The sequence below is a fragment of the Paenibacillus pectinilyticus genome, from assembly GCF_001700435.1.
In the GTDB taxonomy this organism is placed as follows: domain Bacteria; phylum Bacillota; class Bacilli; order Paenibacillales; family NBRC-103111; genus Paenibacillus_E; species Paenibacillus_E pectinilyticus.
Genome location: NZ_LYPC01000025.1, coordinates 165,180 through 186,219 on the forward strand (window position 1 = coordinate 165,180; position 21,040 = coordinate 186,219).

Here is a 21,040-nt window from a genome sequence, read left to right on the forward strand (position 1 = left end):
TGAAGCAATGCACCCTAAAAATGGATTTACGGCGCTGACTAGCTCGTGAAGTTGCATTTTGTGCAACATAATCGGTGAATTCAGACAAAAATGAGCTAGTTGTTGTATTAAATACAACATTTTAAGCTGATTCTCACCAACTTTGCCAATTAAGGCTCAAAATATTGTACGGAATACAACATGAGGCCTGAAATCGGCCTAGGTAGGGTAAACATGTTGCACAAAGTGCAACATTTTCCTACGTGCGACATGATAAACGAAGGTTCCGGGCTAAGGGTGGTTTAGTTTATAGAGCTTTCTCTTGCCAAGCGTGGAACTGCTCACGGAACGTGGCAGGCCATTGCTGTTCATCGAGACCATACTGTGCCAAGAACGCGAAAGCCCAGCGCTCGATACCGAAGCCTACGCAGCCTGTAACAGCGTTACGTTTGCCCATTTTAATATTAAAAGCATTACCGAACGTATTGCTATGGAAATTGACAGAGGAACAAGCGATGGACTTCTTCACATGAGGGATGCTCAAGCGAAGCTCATACTTCATCTCTTGATTACGTTGGAATGAGGCTTTCACTTGGAAATCGTTCGTGAAGAACGGATCATTCGCGATCTCCATCATGCTATCTACGTTCCACTCTACGGCCAACTCTTTCAAATATTCGATCGATTTCAAGCGGTTTTCCTTCACGAACTCAGGCTTACCGACGAAAATAATTTCGCGCATCGAGAAGTCGAGCAGGCGACCGAAATCGGAGTGGTTTTTGGACTCAAAACGATGACATTTCGCAATCGCGGTGACAACAATACCGTCGCCTTCCAAAGTTTCGTTCTCAAGCCCCTCGTAGCAGTGGTAGCACGTCGAAGGATTCATCATGAAATTCGGTTTCACCATGTTGTTATCTAAAGCAAGAGGCTTCTCTTGATCCCATCCGCCATCTTCGCGAATCGATTGGGAGAACGCCTCGATAACATCGAGGTCCTCACGAAGATGCGTGACGAAATGAATGTGCTCAGGGAACGAAGTGAAATGGTTCGTTTTGTTCAATGTATGGCTGTTAATAACTGCAGGATATTGCTCTTCTTGTACACCTTCGAAGCGATTCGCGATCTTCGTTACGAAGGAATAGTCAAGGAAACGCATCAAGCTGGAGAAGGGCTCACGGAAGATGAAGAGACCAGGCTCAAGGACCTTAATCGCTTTACGCTCAACAAGCTCAGCGATAATGTCGCCTTCATAAGGCGTGTCCACTTTATTTTCGAATAGGATATTTTCTTTGAAACCGAAATCACCGTGGGAGAAACGCTCGATGAGACGCTCCACACGCGCAATGATGCCCTCGTCACCGTTCGGTGAGTTATGGGTAATGTGGATGTGACCATCGATTAAAGTGATTTCTTGGATATGCTCATCTGCAAAAGCGGAGGCATATTTGACTTGTCCGTGCTGACTTTCTGCTAGGCCGGCCAAGGAAATTGTACAAGTGTTCATGATTCGCTTACCTCGCTGTCTTCTTGGAAATAAATTCGGCAATCTCGTTCACCGTGTTCATAGGGTAAAGCATGAGATCTTGGTTCGTTACTTGCAGGTTGTACGTTTTCTCGATATGAGCGATAAGGGCTGTAGCCCCGACGGAATCGATAAATCCGTAGTCAAACAGATGAACATCAACGTCGAAATCGTCATCATCCTCAGCAATTTCATAACGCTCACGAATATGCTGTTCAAGCTCTTCTAATAAAGTAGACATAGGGAAAGCCTCCTGGTTCAAGTGAAAGTAGGTAAAACTTAAAAATCTTGCATATGGTTACTGCGCCTTCCGGGCAGGACCGGTAAAAGTTAAGGTCGTCACATCACCGTAACGTGTGAGCGTGTACGTCTGTGTAGGTGCATCGTAGACAAGTGTTACATCTTTAGAAGTTTCAAACTTGAGCTCACTAGGACTATAGAATTTCACTTGCTGCAGTCCTGCGGATGCTAGTTTCAACTGATAGGTGCTTCCTTCACTTGTTAGGGTAAAAGGCACATTCGAACGTACAATATGAAATTGTCCAGTAGAAGAACCAATGCGAATATCAGCTTTCTTAGCCAAGCCGAGATAGAATTTGTTCTCTACTGTGGTATACACATCGGCATTGCTTTGCAGGGAATAGAGGGCTAATTTATCGCCTTTCTCGATGCTCACACCTAAGGTGCCCGCATACTCTTCCGCTAAGCCAGGTACTTCAGATGAATCCGCTGACAGAGTAGCATGGAAATGTGTGCTGCCTCCGCTGAGACGATCTTTCAGTTTGTCCCACAAGTAAGACCCCCAAGACTGACTGATCCGAACATTGCTTTTCATCGCGGTTAAGAAGGATTTGGCCATCTGGGTTTCGGACATAAAGTTATAATCATGCTTCGTGCGAAGCTTGTCAAAGTAATCAGCGAACTCTGTTAAACTAGCCACTTTATCAGGGTCGGGAAAATGGTACTCAATATGCTCGAAATAATCAATGGGCATATCTAACTTGACCATCGACTCGAACACGTCCGTTGTCGCGTAATCACCAGTCCGCAGTACGGGTGTAGGTGCATGGATCAACATGGTTTTGTTTGCTGTTCCTTGCTCATCCTGCAATAGAAACGGAAGTGACCAAATGGATTCAGGCCGTGATAGTACCGGTGATTCAGAAGGCAAGAATCCAAAGTTGTACCACATGCCCTGAGCTTCCTCCGTCGCTAGTGTTTGAGCACGATCTTCATTATTAATGCGCCAAGTGTGCTGATTCGTTCCAGGATGCAGCCAAGGAATGCCAAGCTTATCAAAAGCTTGTTTATGTAAGTTGAACTCGGCTCGTTCGTCATCCGCACTCTTAAAATTATGCACAAATGTATGCGGATTTAGTTGTAAATAGTTATCGTGAGCGTATTGAATGAATTCATTTAGCTCCGTTTTATAAGGAAAGTGCGGGTTGTCAATCGATACGGGAGACCCGAATTCAATGCCACCCACAACAAGATCGTCATTGCCATCGTGATTGAGGTCAAGCCATAAAGGAACGGAATAATGCCCACCCACCAAGGCATGGTTGCCTACTTGGTTTAAGGTTGTTCCGGCGAGGGGGCCTTGTGCCGACCAAGCGCTGTCAGCGTTTTGGAGAAACACCTGTAGGTCCCCGTCGCTGCTGCCGACCACGAGATCCGGTCGGCCATCGCCGTTCATGTCACGCACCGCTGGCGCGGCGTGCGTGGCCTTATTCGGCAGCGTCGCTATAACGCTGCCTGCTACAAGGTCCAAGGCCGCTGCGCTGCGGCCCTTGTAAAGCCACACTCGCCCATCGGCTGCGCCGAGGACGAGGTCGAGCTTGCCGTCGCCGTTCACATCGGCGACATAGGGCGCTGCAGGCCCTACGGGCAGCTGCAGCTGTTTCCCGCCCGCGAGCACGGCCGCGGGCTTACCGAACCTGCCGCTAGCGAGCTGCGGCAGCTGCCAGACCGCGCCGGACTCGTCTGAGACGACGAGGTCCGTGCGGCCATCCCCGTTCACGTCGGCGGCGTGAACGGCACTGTAAGGGCCGAGCTGGAGCGGCGCGCCGCTCTCCAGCAATAACTTCACTGGCGCGCCGAATGTGTCGGGCAGCGCCATGCCCTTCGGCGGCGGCTCGCTGACGTACGCCGCCTCGTCCTTGCCCAGATTCGTGTACACATACACGAATCCATCCGAGCTGCCGGCCAGCAAGTCCGTGCGGCCGTCGCCGTTCAGATCCGCGGCGGCTGGGTACGCGCGGTAGGGTTTTTCAATCGCGCTCGCCAGATCGCGATAGGCGGGGAACACCGCCTGCCGCAGCGGAATGCCGGCAGCCATTACGTGCAGGCCGCTCGCGTAGCCGGAGCCGGGCAGCTCACCGACGAACGACGGCTTCGCGTTAGTGCCTGTGTTAAGCTGCACCGTCACGCTCTCGCGCCACTCGCCCCAGTAAAAGGCGCTGCGCACAAGCGTAAACGAGGGAACCTCGTTATACTTCTTGAGCGTTTCTGCCCAAGCAATGCCGTCTTTTTGGCCAATCGCCGGCATCGCCTCAAAATGGTTCTGAAACGCCATCGCCGGCCGTCCATAAGGACCCAGACTCTTTTTCACGCTGAATCCTAGCGTTTCCTTCGAAACATAGGCGAGCAGCTCACTGCGATATTGCATGTTTGCAGCGGCCCAAGCGAAGTTGAAGTAAGGTTCAATCGGTAAATCTCTTTTATTGAAATAAGTCGTTCCCGGTGTCGGTTTGCTTTCCGCCTTGTACTTCGCAGCAAGCTGGGCGAAGCCTAGATTCAGGTCGGCACCGCTTTTCATATCAAAGCCCGTAGGGAAATAGCGATTTGGCAGAAAATTGCTGCTGATTAACACGGCTCCTTTGCCTACGCGATTTTGCATGACAAGGGAAATCGGTTGTTTCGATTCAGCCGGTTTAGATAGGTTGACAACGGATTGACCTGTGGAAGGACTGAAGCCGTATCCAAGATGAAATCCGGGCATATCGTCCATGGCATTATGTTTGAGATAGCTTTGCGTAAACAGTTGAAACGTTTGTTGAATGCCTTGTAAGTTAACGGGTACTTGTGGATAGCTAAGCGCTACCGAGTCTGAATTCTGAGCAGTTAAGACTACGTTGCCTGCTGGCATCTTTTTCAAATCAATAATTTGTGCAGCACCTAGAAAATCCAACGGGAACCGGTCAGCGAACTCATTTTCCAACAATAAGTGGCCGCCCTGTTTCACGAAAGCGATAAGCTTTGGTGATTGTTTCGACCATGCAGGGTCTTGTGCAAGTGCCGGATCTAAGTACAAAGCATCATACTTACGAAGCTCGCGGGATGAATAACTGAGCAAGCTCTTTCTATCAATTTGAACGCCTGCTTGCAAGGTTTGCTGGAAATTACTATAAGCCGCGGTATCATAAGAATCCCCGCTTGTGGCGTATAGTAGCTTAGTTTCCTCATTTTTTGGCAAAAATAATAGCAGTAGCACGATCAGCGCTAAACCAAGGCCTAGCCCGATCAGATATTGGAGCACACGAATTTTCGACAAATTCAAAAGGATCCCTCGATTGCTAGAATGGTCACTATCCTTGCCATTATAGCATTCATAGGTACGTTTGTTAACTTCTATAGGTGCGCGATTCGGCGGTATTGTCGGATATTGGCTTTGCTTGGAGTTATCCCCTGCCCTAGATTCCTGCCTATCGTTTCTGTTACACTAAAGAGAAGACTTTGAGGATTACCCGAGGATTGATATTGAAAGGATTTGCTGCCATGCGTACGATACGCAGAGAAGATGTAGAATTATTGGCCCCTGCGGGGGATTGGGATTGTTTGCGAGCGGCTGTTGCCAATGGGGCGGATGCCGTATTTTTTGGTGTGGAGAAATTCAATGCAAGAGCGAGAGCGCATAACTTCACGATGGCTGAACTGCCGGATATTATGTCGTTCCTTCATCTATATGGTGTGCAAGGCTTCTTAACGTTTAACATTCTCGTATTTGAGGAAGAGTTGACAGAAGCGAAGCAGTTAATTGAAGCGTGTGTGGATGCAGGCGTGGATGCGGTCATTGTACAGGATTTAGGTTTGGTTAAAATGATTCGTGAAATCTCCCCGGATTTCCCGATTCACGGTTCAACGCAGATGACGATTACATCGCCAGAAGCGGTTGAATTTACGAAACCATTCGACATCGAACGTGTCGTTCTGGGTCGTGAAAACAACCTGAAACAAATCAAACAAATCGGCGATCAAGCGAAACTTCCGATGGAAGTTTTCGTTCATGGGGCCCTTTGTGTGTCCTATTCGGGACAGTGCTTAACCTCCGAAATGTGGGGAGGCCGTTCCGCTAACCGCGGGGAGTGCGCGCAAGCTTGTCGCTTGCCGTATGACCTGATGGTAGATGGCGTACAGAAACCTATGGGTGACGTGACATATCTATTGTCCCCGAAGGATTTGGCGGCGATTGAAATCGTGCCTGAGCTGATCGAAGCGGGTGTTCGTTCGTTTAAAATTGAAGGGCGTCTGAAGACCCCTGAATATGTGGCTAATGTCGTGAGCAAATATCGCAAAGCGATTGATCGTTATTTCGAGGGGCAGGACGCTCGTCCATCTCGCGAGGAAGTGCGTGAGCTTCAGCAAAGCTTCTCACGTGGTTTCACGGTTGGGTTCCTACAGGGAACCAACAATAAGCAGTTGGTTGACGGCACGTTTCCGAAGAGCCGCGGCGTATTTGTGGGCCGCATCAAGCAGATCTTGCGCGATGCTGTGATCTGTGAGCTTGAGGCTCCGCTGAAGCGCGGCGACGGGCTTGTCTTCGACGCTGGGGATCCGACGAAGAAGGAAGAAGGCGGGCGCATCTACGATTTGCGCCGCAAAGGTGAGAAGCTCGAAGGCGAAGCCGAGGGTGGCATGATCGAGATTGTCATGGGACGCAACGATGTGGAGCTTGGTCGTCTGCACGTTGGCGATCGCATTTGGAAGACGAATGATCCAGCTTTGGACAAGCGTCTGCGCCAGACGTTCGAGACCGATAAACCTTACCGTACGTTCCCGGTAAGTGTGAAAGTGAGCGGCGTCCTCGGTGAGACGCTGAAAAGCTGGTGGACCGATGTTCGCGGCGGTCACACCGTCTTCGTTCAATCCGAGCTTCCGCTGGTTCAAGCGGAGAAAAGACCGATGGACGAACAGCTCTTCACCGAGCAGTTCGGTCGCCTAGGCGGCACGATTTATGAGCTAAGCGAGCTGGATGTCCAGCTTGACGGCGCGTTGATCGTACCGATGCGTGAATTGAACAGCATGCGCCGCATGGCTGTCGAGCTCATGGAAGACGAGCGGCAGAAGCCGCGCGCGTATATCAAGCGTGAAGTCGGTGCATACGACGATGTGCCTGCATCAGTAACGGAGCATCACGCTGCTGTGACAGCCTTTGATGCACCAGCATTGACGCCTGCAGACCGCAATGCAGTTGAGCTGACTGCCCTGTGCCGGAACTTGGAACAGGTGAAGGCTGTATTGGCGACAACTGACGTTGACTTGATTTATGCTGATTTTGAATTTATTAAGCAGTTCCCTGCAGCCGTTGAAGCTGTGCATGCCGCTGGGCGCAAGATCGCGCTAGTGACACCGCGAATTCATATGCCGGGGGAAACGGGCTATTTTAACAATATACTCAAGCTGAAGCCGGATGCAGTTTTGATTCGTAACACGGGCGCAGCGTTCTATTTCTTGAAACATCGCCTTGAGAATCCAGACGCACCGCAACCGCAGCTTATCGGGGATTTCTCTCTGAATGTGGCTAACCATAAGGCAGCCAACTTGTTCTTGGAAGCGGGTCTTTCGAAGGTAACACCTTCGTATGACTTGAACATCCAGCAGATGGTAGACTTACTTCGCCGCGCGGAAACATCCAAGCTCGAAGTCGTTATTCATCAGCACATGCCGATGTTCCACACGGAGCACTGTGTGTACTGTACGTTCCTAAGTGAAGGTACAGACTTTACGAACTGTGGTCGTCCTTGTGAAGAGAAGCGTGTGTCCTTGCAGGACCGTGTGGGTATGTCCCATCCTGTACGTGTGGATGAGGGCTGCCGAAATACCGTGTACAATGCGGTAGATCAGTCCGGTGCCGAGTACTTGAACCACTTCATGGGCTTGGGCATCCGCTCATTCCGTGTAGAGTTCTTGGAAGAGACGCCAGAGAAAGTTACAGAGATTCTCGATTTGTATCGCCGTGCAATTGATGGTCAAATCAATGGCACGCAAGTGTGGCGTTCGCTGAAGGCAACCAACCAGTTGGGTGTCACGAAGGGTACTTTGGTGAAATAAGTATTTTGCACATAATGTAAATTAGGACTTGCTCGAGGTTGCAGCCCCAAACAAGCCCTTCAACAAATAGCTGTGGAACACCATGGCGTCGCGTTAACTTAATTTAGCTAATCGAGAAACCCACCGAAGGCGCCAACCTTATGCGGTGGGTTTCTTCTTGTTCAGTTTTCGGCGTACATACCAGTAAAGCTTTCTAAGCCCAATGATATTAGTTTCGTTCACAATTCAGACACATTTTTTTAATCTATTTTTCAGATTTGCTTAAGGTTGGTTTATTGTTCCACCCGTATAGTGATGATGGTTACTAATGAACGAATAGAAATGGGGGATCTTGGATGCTAGAGGTCAAACAAGTCAGCAAGCTCTACGAAAATAGTCGTGGCGTACATAACATCGACTTCTCGATGCAGCGCGGCGAAATCGTCGGCTTTTTAGGGCCGAATGGTGCTGGCAAAACAACGACAATGCGCATGATTACAGGTTATTTGAATCCGACGCATGGTCAAATCTGGGTGGATGGTCACTCCATGGCCGACAACCCGAAGAAAGCGCGCCGCAAGATTGGCTACCTGCCGGAAACACCACCTTTGTACCCGGAGATGACGGTACAGTCGTACTTGCGCTTCATCGCCAATTTACGCGATGTGCCGGCGCGAGAGCAGAAGCTAGCTGTCGCCGAAGCGATCAGCAAGCTCGGGCTGCAAGGTCGCGAGAAGCAAATTATTCGCTCCCTCTCCAAGGGCTACAAGCAGCGCGTCGGACTCGCGCAAGCGATTCTGCACAAACCGGATCTGCTTGTATTGGACGAGCCTACGTCCGGCCTCGATCCAAAGCAGATCATCGAGATCCGCCAGCTCATTCACGAGCTGGGCGAGAACCATACCGTGCTGCTGAGCACGCACATTCTACCTGAGATTAACGCGATTTGTAACCGCGTTCTTATTATTAACCAAGGCCGCGTCGTTCTCGACGAGCGCCCAGAGCATCTCGGTCGTACGATGGGCGAGACGTTCGAAGTGTCGCTCGAGGTCAAGGGACCTCGCGAGCGGATCTTGACCGAACTGCGCAGCTTGTCATCCGTCGGCGAAGTCAAAGAAGTCGATGCGCCAGCGGCGGGCATAGCAACACTCGACGCGCCAGCTCTACAAGCGGCGTCGGAACTTAACTCGGCGGATGAAGCCGCCGAAATCCCAGCCGTTGCACCAGTCGACGCGCCTATCGAGTCCGTGAAACTCCTTGTCACTTCCGCAGATCGTGCGGAAGATATCCGCGAAGCGCTCTTTTTCCATCTGGCAAACGCAAAGCTGCCGATTCTTGAGATGAAGCGGGAAAGCCTCAGCCTAGAGGATATTTTCCTCAAGCTGACGACGGACGAGCCTGCGGACACAAGCAGCACGTCCCAAGAGGAGGTAGACACCGATGCGTAGAATTTGGGCCATTTGCTCGAAAGAGCTGCAAATGTATTTCTTCTCGCCGGTTGCGTATGTGGCATTTGCCTTCTACGTGCTGTTGTCGAGTTTCTTCTTCTATATTAATTTCGTGAATGGACAGCCGCCTATTGTGGATGCTCGTTCGATCGTGGGTAATACCACGTTTATCTATCTTTTCATTATTCCACTGCTCACGATGCGTCTCGTAGCGGATGAATTCCGCCAAGGCACGGATGAGCTGCTCCTGACGTCACCTGCGGGGATTGGTGAGATCGTGCTGGGTAAATACCTGTCCGCTTTAATCGTGCAGGTTGGCCTTGTTGCGATTAGCTTGGTGTACCCGCTCATTATGTCCTCCTTCGGAACACTAGATAAGCCTGTCACTTGGTTGTCTTACCTGAGCATGTTCCTATTGGGCTGTGCGATGATGGCGATTGGTTTGTTTGCTTCTAGCTTATCGAATAACCAGATGGTAGCGGGAATCACGGGATTTGTTATTCTGCTCCTACTCTGGCTCCTAGATTGGGTAAGCAGCAGCATGACGGGTAAAATGAAGGATTACGTCGGTCAATTCTCTTTGACCAGCCATTTGAGCAACCTGCAAAAAGGTGTTTTCCATGGCGGCGACATCCTCTTTTACGTGACATTAACTGCTTTGTTCCTCGTTTTATGTATACAAGTCCTTGAAAGAAAGCGTTGGAGGTGAGCGGAATGAATAAATGGATACGGGGAACTAACGCGACTGTACTATCGATCGCCGCTATCGGCATTTTCATCATTCTGACAATCTTCCTACACTCGCTGAAAGGCTTTCAGGTTGATTTGACGAAGAATAAAAACTTCACGCTCTCTGAGCAGACAACCGCTACACTCAAAAATCTGAATCAAGACATCCACGTCATCGCTTTCACGAACAGCGGGGATGGCAATGAATTTATCACACGTCAAGTTACCGATATGGTGGCGGAATATAAGAAGCAAAGCGGTAAAATCACCTACGACGAGTACGATATGCTGAAACAGCCTTCCATGGCGAAGCAGTATGGCGTTGATCAAGGTGGAACGATTATTTTCGAATTGGGCACCAAAAAGCAAAACATCAACTTCTATGAATTGTTCACGGGGCAGCAAGATGGTTCCTATACATTCTCAGGCGAAGAGAAGTTTACGCAAGCGATTCAAAGCCTGACGTCGACGGAGAAACATACCGTGTACCTGCTTTCCGGACATCAAGAGTACCCGGGTACGGCGATGAGTATTTTCAAAAGCAGCCTGGCTGCTGCCAATTATGACGTCAAGGATCTGAACCTCTACGTGGAAGGTAAAATCCCGGATGATGCGCAAATGCTGATGCTGCTTGGGCCGCAAAACGACCTGAACGATAAAGAAGCGGCGCTGATTCAAGAGTATCTGAAAGGCAAAGGGAAGATTTATATCGCGCTGGGCTTCAATAAGGACATGGCGACGAGCTGGAAAAACATTGATGCGATTATGAAAACGTACGGTGTTCAAGATCAACATGCGATCGCGATCGAACCGAAGCAAACGTCTTTGTATGATCCATTAACAATTATTCCTGAATATGGTTCCCATGATATTACGAACAAATTATCGAGCAACAATCTAGTAACCATGCTATCACTTGCAGTTAGCTTGAATGCTGACGACAGTGCCCCAGACTTTACGAAGTCGCTGCTTTTGAAGACGACAGATAAAGCTTATGGTGAAACGGACATCAACCTACTTGCTCAGTCCAAAACGAAATTGGATGCGGCAGATGTCAAAGGACCTCTGAACTTGGGTTATGCGATCGCAGACAAAGATAACAAGCCTAAGGCTGTTATTCTCGGCGGTTCGACATTCGTGTTGGATCAAGATATTCAGAATCAAGGGAATAAGGATTTTGCTCTGAACAGTATTGGCTGGCTGCAAGAAATGAAGGATCAAATTACGATCCGTCCGCGTCAAGGTGATGCGTATCAACAAGCGATGATTACGCCTAGCCAAGCGAATACGATTTTCCTCATTACAATCGTGTTCTTACCGCTCTTGTTCTTAATCATTGGCGGCGTGATCTGGTGGAGGAGGAGAAGAGGATGAAACGGTTTATTCCCACGATTCTGTTAGTCGTCATTTGCATCGGTGGTTTCTGGTACGCGTCGAGCAAGGACTTCTTCCAAGAGAAAAAAGATGAACCGAAATCCCTTGTGACACTCAAACAAGAAGACGTACAATCACTTAGCGTGAAAACGGAGGACCAGCAAATCGAACTGAATCGGACAGCAAGCGGTTGGGATATGCAAAAGCCAGCGGCTGCGCCAATTAATTCGAATCAAGTGGACTCTTGGTTGGATGCCTTAGGTATCGTAACGTCAACCAAGCTCGTGGAGGACAAAGCGACAGATCTGGCTACTTATGGCTTGGATAAGCCAGTTGGCACCTATGAAGTCACCATGAAGGATGGTTCCAAGAAGGGCTTGCTCGTGGGAACGGCATTGCCTATCGAAGGCTTCTCTTATGTTCAGGTTGAAGGTGCTCCGGCCGTGTATCAAGTGAGCGACCAATCGTTAACCTCGCTGCATAAAGCGCCAGTCGATTTTGCCCAAACGAGTCCGATTCAAGTAGAGAACGACAAGGTGCAAAGTGTCAAGTTGACATGGAAGGGCCAGTCGTGGACGCTTGCGAAGACAGATAAGGATAAAGTGGCTGCAGATGCGAACTGGAAGCTCGGGGATAAAGATATGAAAGGCGCAGACGCAAGTCCGCTGCTGGATCAGCTTGTCTTCCTGCATAGTACGGAGTTGCCTCAGCCAGCGGCTCAGAAGCCAACTGCGGGCGGTGAGCTGAAGCTCGAATTGGCTTTGTCCGTAGATGGGAAAGATGTTACCGATGTTTATGAGGGTAAAATCAATGGCGACCAAATCTGGCTAGCGAAGCAAGGCGGGCAATGGGCCTATGCGTTAACAGCCGATGATATTCAGAAACTAGCAGATGCGTACGCGGGTAAACCTGCGGCACAACCTGCTTCCTAATTGAAGAAACTGCTCCCTGCGGCTATTGTGCTGTGGCGGAGCAGTTTTTTTGTCATTCCGACATAAAACGGCATAATTTGGGAAAAATAAATGAAAGGAAAGGAGGTCACATGCACATGTACAACACACAAGGAAACCAACAAATTTCTGGTAAAGAACTTTCGTATCTGTCGGATACCTTTAAGAATGAAGAATTGTTAGCGAAGCTCTGTGTACAGGGCGCGGTGAACAGCCAAAGTCAGTCCTTGAAGCAAACTTTGTCTCACCTTTCGCAAGAAAGACTTCAAAATATGAGCATTCTCACCAATGCTTTGCAGCAACAAGCTGGTTTAACCCACTAATTCGCACATTCAAGGAGGTGCAAGACCCATGTATCAATCCAATTCGCAACAACAACAGCAGCAACAACAACAAGTTAACTTAGAAGAGCTGGACTTTGCCAACTTCGTTCTGTCTGAACTAAAGCGCAGTGCGCGTGAATATACAACGGCAGCATTGGAAGCGGCTAATCCTGGAATTCGACAGACATTTGAAAAACTGCTGCAGAATACACTGGACGATCAAGCGCTTATTTTTCAAGAAATACAAAAGCTTGGTGGTTATGAAATTCAGCCTGCTACGCAACAGTTGATTCAACAAGAGTTACAGAAGCAGAGCCAGACATCTGTGAAGGTACAGTCCATCGTTCAGCAACATGCAGGCAGAGCCTCTGCGGTGAGTTACACCGAGCCAGATCAGGATATGACACAGATGCAGCCATCTCAGTTACATGTGCAGTCACAGCCTCATCAAACCCAAACGCAGTCGTATCAGCAGGCCCAGTCCCACCAGCCTCAACATCAAACGCCATCGTATACGCAGCAAGAAAGTCAACAACATAACCAAGTCGCAGCGCTGCACCAGACGCCAACACCGTCGTTCCAGCCTGTGAATTATGCGAATCAATACCCGAATGCGGCGTACAATAATGCGGGCAATCGCAATAATCAGCAAAGCCAAGGTTATATGCCGAATAACTCCCAAGCTCAGGTTCAACCTCAACAGCAGTCATCCTACGCGCAAACACAGGGACGGGGCTACCAACAGGATCACAGCTATGGGCAGTCCAACGCGAACTTTGGTCGTGAGACACAAGGCTATGCGGCATCTGCTAACCAAGGCTCGGAACATATGGGAGCAACAAATAGGCCTGCACAGGCACGTATAATTTCCCGTAACCAACCAGGGGCGAACGCCTCAACGTCTGGTGACAATACTAATATGAATAGATCGCAAGAAGGTAACAAGTACAATTTTTAAAAAATAGATTCGCTATTCACCCTTCATTTCCATGTTTAAGTTCCAAGGCATCCTTGCCTCTTTTGGCAGGATGTCTTTTTTGTGCCTTATATCTTGTTTAACGTGATTTTGTCCCACTATTTTGTGAATTCAGGAATGAGTACGGCTTGGCACACATATATAAGGAACATAGGATGTCCAAACTTAGGGAGAAGGGTGCAAAAGCTGATGAAAAAAACATGGGTGTATGGTGCGGCTACTTTAGTGGTATTGGGAGCATTAACAACAGCATGCGGTTCCAAAGACGAGGTCATCACGTCAGGTTCAACGATTACGAAGGATGCAGGAATTTCAACAACAACGCAAGTGAAGGCAGGGACAGGCACTACAACAGGAACTGGCACTAGCACTGGTGCTACAACTACAACAGGTACCAAGGCTGCGGGAACTAACGCGAAGCCTGCGATTGATGCCAATTACAAGGTCGATGGGAAGAATGTTACGATCACCTACTCAACGACGAATTTCAAATTATCTGAAGAAGATATGAACAAGGCCAATGTACAGGGAGAAGGACATCTCCACCTGTATGTGGATGGGAAACAGAAGGCAATGATCGGAAAGACAGGCCCTTTAACCTTAAGCAATTTAACGCCTGGGGCACACGAAATTAAGCTGGAGCTTCAGCAAAATGATCACAAAGATCTCAATGTGGATAAAATATTGAACATCGTCGTGAAATAACGAACATTTGTACGTATTATTGCGTAAATGAAGCTTCCGAGACGCTCGGATACGTTCAGTTGCATATTCCTCTAAAAGACGGGCGATTAGCCCGTCTTTTGTCATTTGACACACCTGAATGGGTAGCATAGACTGTTGATAGTATGGCAGAACTGCCGCCTAATCGGAGGGAAACAATTGATCGTCGATATACGCAAGTGGAAGCATGTATTTAAGCTGGACCCAGACCGGGACATCTCAGATGAGGCGCTGGACCGGCTCTGTTTATCTGGAACGGATGCGATTCTCGTAGGCGGTTCTTCCGGGGTCACTTTTGATAACACAGTAGATCTCCTATCGCGTATTCGTCAATATGAGGTGCCCGTTGCCTTGGAGATTTCGAATCAGGAAGCGATTGTGCCGGGGTTCGACCTGTTTATGATTCCTGTGGTATTGAATGCGGATGATCCGAAATGGATCGTAGGGCAGCATCATGAGGCGCTCAAGGAATATGGCGCTTTACTCAATTGGGATGAGATTGTAGCAGAAGGCTACATTATACTGAATAAAGACGCGACGGCAGCCCAGCTGACCGCAGCGCGAACCGACTTGGATGCCAAGGACGTAGCAGCTTATGCACGTATGGCGGACAAGCTTTTTCACATGTCGATTGTGTATTTGGAATATAGCGGAACTTTTGGTGATATGGAGCTCGTCCGTCGGACGCGGCAAGTACTGGAGAATGCCCGGTTATTGTATGGCGGCGGAATCGACTCACTAGAGAAAGCTCAACAAGCTGCAGATGCGGCAGACACCATTGTGGTAGGCAATATTATTTATAGTGACTTGGAGCAGGCGCTTCAGACCGTGAATGTGAACTTTGATAGAAATGGAAGGTAACCCTAACGTGAATGAAACTGTCAATATTTTAGATGCGATTAAAAAGTTGAACCCCCAGCAGCGCAAAGCTGTAGAGGCCGTAGATGGCCCTCTCTTGATTATGGCTGGAGCGGGAAGCGGGAAGACGCGTGTGCTCACGCATCGGATTGCTTACCTCATTGGTACGCGCAAAGCGGCACCGTGGAACATTTTGGCCCTAACCTTTACGAACAAAGCAGCCCGTGAGATGCAAGATCGCGTAGGCAAGCTGGTTGGCGGCAGCGGCAGTGACATTTGGGTCTCCACATTTCACTCCATGTGTGTGCGGATGCTGCGCAAAGATATTAATCGGATTGGCTTTACCTCGAACTTTACGATCTTAGATTCAGGCGACCAACTGTCTGTGATCAAAACCTGCTGCAAAGAGCTCAACATCGATACGAAGAAATACGAGCCCAAAACCTTTCAAGCGGCGATCTCCACCGCCAAAAACGAACTCATCTCTCCTAAACAATTTGAAGAAAAAATCGGTGACTACTTCGATGGCTTAACCTCGAAAATTTATACGCTTTATCAGAAGAAGCTGAGAGCCAATAACTCCTTAGATTTCGATGATTTGATTATGGCGACCATTCATTTGTTTAAAGAAGTGCCAGAGGTTCTGGAGTCTTATCAAAACAAATTTCAATATATTCATGTCGATGAGTATCAGGATACGAACAGAGCGCAATATATGCTATGTCAGATGATAGCGGCTAAGCATAAGCGTATTTGCGTAGTAGGGGATAGTGATCAATCCATTTACCGTTGGCGTGGAGCGGATATTAGCAATATCCTTAACTTCGAGCAAGATTATCCGAATGCAACAGCCATTCTCTTGGAGCAGAATTATCGCTCAACCTCGAATATTTTGCAGGCGGCCAATAAAGTCATTGCGAATAATACAGGACGTAAGCCGAAGAATCTGTGGACGGATAAAGAAGGCGGCGTAGCGATTAAGCTGTACCAAGCCGATTCCGAGTATGAAGAAGGTTACTTTGTAACGAACGAAATCAATAAGAATAAGTCCAATGGGAAAAGATTCGGCGATCACGCCATCCTCTACCGTACGAATGCGCAGTCACGGGTTATCGAGGAAATTCTGATTAAATCCGATATTGCCTACACCATCGTCGGCGGGGTTAAGTTCTATGATCGAAAAGAGATCAAGGACATATTGGCTTACTTGAGACTTATCTCCAACCCGAACGATGATATCTCATTGAACCGTATCGTGAACGTACCGAAGCGGGGCGTCGGCGACACAACGATGGATAAAGTGGCGGATATGGCAGGGCGCAGAGGGATCTCCCTATTTGCGATGCTGGAGGAAGTCGATTCTCTAGAGATCAACACGAAAGCGAAGCATGCGCTCGCTGATTTCCGTGAAATGGTCGATAATCTTAACCGCATGGTGGACTACTTGTCCGTGACTGAACTTACAGAGAAAATCCTCGAGATGTCTCAGTACCGTGTAGAAATGCAGCGCGAGAACACGATCGAGTCCAAGGCTCGTCTCGAAAACATTGAAGAGTTCCTGTCCGTGACCATGGACTTCGAGAAGCGCAATGAGGATAAATCTCTCATTTCCTTCCTCACAGACCTTGCACTGATCGCAGACATCGATACGTTAGATAAAGATAAACCCGAAGAAGAGCAGGACGCTGTTGTGCTCATGACCATGCATAGCGCCAAAGGACTGGAGTTCCCGGTTGTCTTCATCATCGGGATGGAAGAGGGCGTCTTCCCGCACAGCCGTGCTTTCGCCGATAACGAAGAGCTCGAAGAGGAGCGCCGTTTGGCCTATGTCGGCATCACGCGCGCCGAGCAAGAGCTCTTCCTCACGTGCGCACGGATGCGCACGCTATTCGGCCGGACCGCCGCGAACGTGCCGTCGCGATTCCTTCAGGAGATTCCGAAGGAACTCCTGGAAACCGTCTCCGCTGGCGGCGCCAGCGGCGGGTTCTCCAGAGGCGGCCGTTCCGGCGGCACCTCGTCCTGGGGCAGCGGCGGCAGCGCCGCTGCATCGTCGAGCCGCGGTGGCAGCGCCACCGGCTCGTCTACCTGGGGCACGCCGTCCTCCTTCGGGGGACGGACAAGCGTTAGCCCTGGCACGACCGCAGGCTCGGCTGCGCCAAGCCCAAGCCCTGCGCCAGCGGCGAGACCGGCTGCATTCAGGGCTCCGCAGCCTGCCGCAGGCGGTGGGGTGACGGACTACAGAGCCAGCGACAAGGTGTCGCATGGCAAGTGGGGCGTCGGCACCGTCGTGTCCGTGAAAGGCTCGGGTGATGACACCGAGCTGCAAATTGCGTTCCCGGCGCCTGTTGGCTTGAAGCGCCTGCTCGCGAAATTTGCTCCGATCACGAAAGTGTAGGAGCGGGCCTGCCTTGCTTTGCTTTTCCTTGATTTGCCCTGCTTTACTTTGATTGCATTCCAATGCTTTGGCTAGCCAAGTTTTCCCTTGCTTTACCGCCAAATTCCCAATGAGAGAGGAAGAGCCCGCCATGACCGACCAACTCGCGGCAATGAAAACCCTCATCCAAGAAATCAACAAGCACAACCATAATTACTACACGCTCGATCAACCCACGATTTCGGACGCGGAGTGGGATGCTCTTTACGATAAGTTATCCAAGCTTGAGCAGGAGACAGGGATTATCCTGCCTGCTTCCCCTACGCAACGGGTAGGTGGGGAACTGCTCAAAGGGTTTGAACCGCATCGCCATCTTGCACGTCTTTGGAGCTTGGATAAAGCCCAGAATGCCGAGGATTTAGCAACGTGGCACACACGTGTACTTAAGCTGATTGCCGATTACAATAGCAAAAACCCAGAAACACCGCTCCCGGATCCATCTTACGTGGTAGAGCTTAAGTTTGATGGTTTGACCCTGAATCTTACCTATGAGCAAGGTCAGCTGGTTCAAGCCTCCACGCGCGGAAATGGCCAAGTTGGCGAGGGCATTTTAGCCCAAATCAAAACAATTAAGTCCATCCCGCTAGAGATTCCTTACGATCAAGGGACGATCGAAGTGCAAGGCGAGGGGGTTATGTTCCTCTCTGTTCTAGAAAAGTACAACGAGACGGCCGCAGAACCGCTCAAAAACGCTCGGAATGCAGCAGCAGGAGCCCTGCGTAACCAGAACCCAAAAATCACCGCAGAACGCAAACTGAACGCTTTCTTCTATAACGTAGGTTATTCGGACAATCTCCAATTTGACAATCATGCGGATATGGTGCAGTTCCTGCGCGACAATCTGTTTAAAGTGAACAACCGTACGCGTTACTTCGCAACAATTGAAGAAGTGAGTGCAGAGCTGGAACAGCTCGCGGAAGAGCGCTCCAGCCTCGATTTCCTCGTTGACGGAAGTGTCGTGAAGATCACGGATATGCGCACAAGAGAAGTGCTTGGCTATACGGACAAATTCCCGCGCTGGGCGATTGCCTACAAATTCGAAGCCGAAGAAGCGACGACAACACTGCAAAGTGTTTCATGGGAAGTTGGCCGAACAGGCAAAATAACCCCATTAGCCCGCGTAGAAGCTGTTGATCTTGCTGGCGTAACGGTACAGAACTGTACGCTCAACAATGTTGGCGACATCGAGCGCAAAAACCTCAAACACGCTCTCGGCAGCCTCGTCTATATTCGCCGTTCGAATGACGTCATTCCAGAGATTCTCGGCAAGGTAACCGAGGAGAATGACGGCGAAGAGATCGTGGCACCGACGCTTTGCCCGTCCTGCGGCAGTGAGCTGGAGATGCGTGGCGCTCACCTCTTCTGTCTCAACCGTCTCGGCTGCTCTCCGCAGCTCGTGGGCCGGATGGCGCATTTTGCTTCGCGCGATGCGATGGACATTGAGTTTTTCAGCGAGATGACCGCTTCACAGCTGCACCAAGAGCTGGATGTCCGCGATCCTGCGGATCTGTACACCTTGCAGTTTGACGATCTCGTGAAGCTGGATCGCTTCGGCGAGAAGAAGGCGCGTAACCTCCTTGCCGCCCTCGACAAGAGCAAAACCCGCGATCTCGCGTCTTTCCTGTATGCACTGGGCATCCCGAACTCGGGTAAAACGACGACGAAGGTGCTTGCCGACCACTATCGCAGCCTTTCCCGCATCATGGAAGCGACGACGGAGGAGCTTATCACCCTCCCGGATGTAGGCGGTATTGTAGCTGAGAGCATTCATTCGTTCTTCCGTGATCCTGTAATGGTATCCAGCATAGAGCGCATGCTTGCAGCGGGCGTTAGTCCTGTTGCAGAGGAAGCCCCAGTTATTGTTGCTAGCGAGGATAATCCGTTCTTCGGCAAAACCATCGTCCTCACAGGGACACTGTCCTCCTTGGGGCGTGATGAGTGCGCCAAAAAGCTCGAAGCCAGAGGAGCAAAGATCACCGGCAGCGTCTCCAAAAAGACCGACATCGTGATCGCAGGTGAAAGTGCGGGCAGTAAGCTGACGAAAGCGCAAGAGCTTGGCATTCGCATCATTGAAGATGAGCAAGAACTTTTGCAACTGCTAGGCGAAGCCTAATTTATATAGAAATGAGATGAGCGCCATGCCCACAACCCTGCATATCGTAAACGGAGACTCTTTTGGAGATAAGCTGCTTGCATCCGGTATCGATGGTGAGATTTTGGTGTGGCGTGAGTCGCTCTATGAGGGACCTATCGGCATGCAAATGTCAGATAGCGTCCTTTTATCTATGCGAGCCACTTATATGAATCATCGCCATGGCATCCCTGAGGCTACATTTAAGCAGAGTACACTAGAGCAAGAAGCGAGGCTCAATTCTCTCTCAAATGAAGTAGATGAGCTTGTCCTCTGGTTCGAACATGATTTATATGATCAATTGATGCTGTGTTATTTGCTTTCTAGAATCGGTGAGTTACCTCGTCATTCCTTCCGATTGTCGTTGCTTTGCATAAATCACTTTCCAGGTGTTGAGCCCTTCTATGGCTTGGGACAGCTATCGGCCGAACAGACGCATCGGTTACATGGCAAATGGATACCCGTCACCGAGGAGCAATTGCGTCTTGCCCACAATGTGTGGACAGCCTATTCGGCTTCTGAGCCTTTGCCTATGGCGGCTTTAATAGAAGAAGACCTATCGGCTCTGCCTTTTCTTAAAAAGGCCCTAGAGGCCCACACAGCTCGTTTTCCTTCTATGCAAAATGGCTTATCAGCCATTCAGCAGCTCATGCTTGAGCTGTTAGAGGACGAAGAGGTGTCTATTCTGTCCTTATTTCAAAAAGTGTCTGAGCACGCAAGTGTGTACGGCTTAGGTGATTTGCAATTCTGGGGCCTCCTGGAAGGGCTTTGGCATTGTGAGAAACCTGTAATTCAAGTGCTTGGTGGCGATAGGTTACCTAAATACAGTGAAGTATGGCCGCCGCAGTTTGAGAATTATAGAGTAAAGATGACTGAAATGGGTAAACTTATTCTTACTTGTAAGGGAGATCACATCTATCTGAATGGGATTGATGAATGGATAGGTGGCATCCATTTGATGGGTAAGAAGGATGTATGGCGCCGAAATGCTGTAACCATAGGGTTTTTAAGACTGTAAGATAATGGATGTAAAAAGGTGCTTGCATTCCGTTTTGAAACCTGATAATATATGTTCTTGTCACCGCAAGAGCGACACATTAACGCTTTAAACGGTAACGCAATAAAGCTCCTTGAAAACTGAACAAATGAATGAAGCAAATCAGCAAATTCAGTCACGTAAGTGACTACAATTGAGATTGCAAAATCTCGCTAGCATCAAAATGAGCATTTCAGCTTTCACAATAGGACGAGCAATCGTCCACTATTATGGAGAGTTTGATC

Annotated in this window: 15 protein-coding genes; 12 read left to right on the forward strand and 3 right to left on the reverse strand. The window is 49.4% G+C overall.

From position 1 onward, the window contains the following. Window positions 1–286: 286 nt before the first annotated feature. Genes A8709_RS20625 through A8709_RS20635 form a run of 3 tightly spaced genes read right to left on the reverse strand, consistent with a single transcriptional unit; the run spans window position 287 to window position 5,063 of the window. Window positions 287–1,486, reverse strand: a complete 1,200-nt coding sequence (locus A8709_RS20625) for a class-II aminoacyl-tRNA synthetase family protein (RefSeq protein WP_065854646.1) — start codon at window positions 1,484–1,486, stop codon at window positions 287–289. A gap of 7 nt (window positions 1,487–1,493) precedes the next feature. Beyond that, on the reverse strand, window positions 1,494–1,745 hold the full coding sequence (locus A8709_RS20630; RefSeq protein WP_065854648.1) for an acyl carrier protein: 252 nt from the start codon (window positions 1,743–1,745) through the stop codon (window positions 1,494–1,496). Between the two features lie 57 nt (window positions 1,746–1,802). Then, window positions 1,803–5,063 (reverse strand): FG-GAP repeat domain-containing protein, encoded by a 3,261-nt coding sequence (locus A8709_RS20635; protein WP_084225211.1) that lies wholly within the window; start codon window positions 5,061–5,063, stop codon window positions 1,803–1,805. A 218-nt stretch (window positions 5,064–5,281) separates the two neighbouring features. On the opposite strand from A8709_RS20635, the gene A8709_RS20640 reads away from it, so the two are divergent. From A8709_RS20640 to A8709_RS20695, 12 genes are all read left to right on the forward strand, one after another. Further along, window positions 5,282–7,834 carry a U32 family peptidase gene (locus A8709_RS20640; protein ID WP_065854697.1) on the forward strand — a complete coding sequence of 851 codons (2,553 nt, stop codon included), beginning with the start codon at window positions 5,282–5,284 and terminating at the stop codon, window positions 7,832–7,834. 335 nt (window positions 7,835–8,169) lie between these two features. Continuing rightward, entirely contained in the window at window positions 8,170–9,261 is a 1,092-nt protein-coding gene (locus A8709_RS20645) for an ABC transporter ATP-binding protein (RefSeq protein WP_065854650.1), read from the forward strand. Then, window positions 9,254–9,970: an ABC transporter permease subunit gene (locus A8709_RS20650; protein WP_065854652.1), complete on the forward strand. Its 717-nt coding sequence runs from the start codon at window positions 9,254–9,256 to the stop codon at window positions 9,968–9,970. The genes A8709_RS20645 and A8709_RS20650 overlap by 8 nt, the downstream gene beginning before the upstream one ends. A gap of 5 nt (window positions 9,971–9,975) precedes the next feature. Beyond that, window positions 9,976–11,364, forward strand: coding sequence for a GldG family protein (locus A8709_RS20655; protein WP_065854654.1), 1,389 nt, complete (start codon window positions 9,976–9,978; stop codon window positions 11,362–11,364). Next, window positions 11,361–12,296: a DUF4340 domain-containing protein gene (locus tag A8709_RS20660; RefSeq protein WP_065854655.1), complete on the forward strand. Its 936-nt coding sequence runs from the start codon at window positions 11,361–11,363 to the stop codon at window positions 12,294–12,296. The genes A8709_RS20655 and A8709_RS20660 overlap by 4 nt, the downstream gene beginning before the upstream one ends. A gap of 116 nt (window positions 12,297–12,412) precedes the next feature. Next, the gene (locus A8709_RS20665) at window positions 12,413–12,637 is read left to right on the forward strand and encodes a hypothetical protein (protein ID WP_065854657.1); all 225 of its coding nucleotides are present in this window, start codon (window positions 12,413–12,415) and stop codon (window positions 12,635–12,637) included. Window positions 12,638–12,665: 28 nt separating this feature from the next. Next, complete coding sequence (locus A8709_RS20670; protein WP_065854659.1) at window positions 12,666–13,595, forward strand: spore coat protein; 930 nt, start codon at window positions 12,666–12,668, stop codon at window positions 13,593–13,595. Window positions 13,596–13,802: 207 nt separating this feature from the next. Next, window positions 13,803–14,318: a DUF6130 family protein gene (locus A8709_RS20675; RefSeq protein WP_065854661.1), complete on the forward strand. Its 516-nt coding sequence runs from the start codon at window positions 13,803–13,805 to the stop codon at window positions 14,316–14,318. 177 nt (window positions 14,319–14,495) lie between these two features. After that, a complete protein-coding gene (gene pcrB / locus A8709_RS20680; RefSeq protein ID WP_065854663.1) occupies window positions 14,496–15,197 on the forward strand; it encodes a heptaprenylglyceryl phosphate synthase in 702 nt (233 codons plus the stop codon). Next, window positions 15,187–17,589, forward strand: coding sequence for a DNA helicase PcrA (pcrA, locus tag A8709_RS20685; protein ID WP_065854665.1), 2,403 nt, complete (start codon window positions 15,187–15,189; stop codon window positions 17,587–17,589). The genes pcrB and pcrA overlap by 11 nt, the downstream gene beginning before the upstream one ends. Before the next feature lie 130 nt (window positions 17,590–17,719). Beyond that, complete coding sequence (gene ligA, locus A8709_RS20690; RefSeq protein ID WP_065854667.1) at window positions 17,720–19,741, forward strand: NAD-dependent DNA ligase LigA; 2,022 nt, start codon at window positions 17,720–17,722, stop codon at window positions 19,739–19,741. A gap of 25 nt (window positions 19,742–19,766) precedes the next feature. Beyond that, the gene (locus A8709_RS20695) at window positions 19,767–20,777 is read left to right on the forward strand and encodes a DUF1835 domain-containing protein (RefSeq protein WP_065854669.1); all 1,011 of its coding nucleotides are present in this window, start codon (window positions 19,767–19,769) and stop codon (window positions 20,775–20,777) included. Window positions 20,778–21,040: the final 263 nt, after the last annotated feature.

Coding starts and splice junctions, on each gene's coding strand:
- A8709_RS20655 (WP_065854654.1), top strand. CDS start 9,976: ATGAATAAATGGATACGGGGAACTAACGCGACTGTACTATCGATCGCC.
- A8709_RS20645 (WP_065854650.1), top strand. CDS start 8,170: ATGCTAGAGGTCAAACAAGTCAGCAAGCTCTACGAAAATAGTCGTGGC.
- A8709_RS20625 (WP_065854646.1), bottom strand. CDS start 1,486: ATGAACACTTGTACAATTTCCTTGGCCGGCCTAGCAGAAAGTCAGCAC.
- pcrA (WP_065854665.1), top strand. CDS start 15,187: ATGGAAGGTAACCCTAACGTGAATGAAACTGTCAATATTTTAGATGCG.
- A8709_RS20665 (WP_065854657.1), top strand. CDS start 12,413: ATGTACAACACACAAGGAAACCAACAAATTTCTGGTAAAGAACTTTCG.
- A8709_RS20660 (WP_065854655.1), top strand. CDS start 11,361: ATGAAACGGTTTATTCCCACGATTCTGTTAGTCGTCATTTGCATCGGT.
- A8709_RS20650 (WP_065854652.1), top strand. CDS start 9,254: ATGCGTAGAATTTGGGCCATTTGCTCGAAAGAGCTGCAAATGTATTTC.
- A8709_RS20670 (WP_065854659.1), top strand. CDS start 12,666: ATGTATCAATCCAATTCGCAACAACAACAGCAGCAACAACAACAAGTT.
- A8709_RS20675 (WP_065854661.1), top strand. CDS start 13,803: ATGAAAAAAACATGGGTGTATGGTGCGGCTACTTTAGTGGTATTGGGA.
- ligA (WP_065854667.1), top strand. CDS start 17,720: ATGACCGACCAACTCGCGGCAATGAAAACCCTCATCCAAGAAATCAAC.
- A8709_RS20695 (WP_065854669.1), top strand. CDS start 19,767: ATGCCCACAACCCTGCATATCGTAAACGGAGACTCTTTTGGAGATAAG.
- A8709_RS20640 (WP_065854697.1), top strand. CDS start 5,282: ATGCGTACGATACGCAGAGAAGATGTAGAATTATTGGCCCCTGCGGGG.
- A8709_RS20630 (WP_065854648.1), bottom strand. CDS start 1,745: ATGTCTACTTTATTAGAAGAGCTTGAACAGCATATTCGTGAGCGTTAT.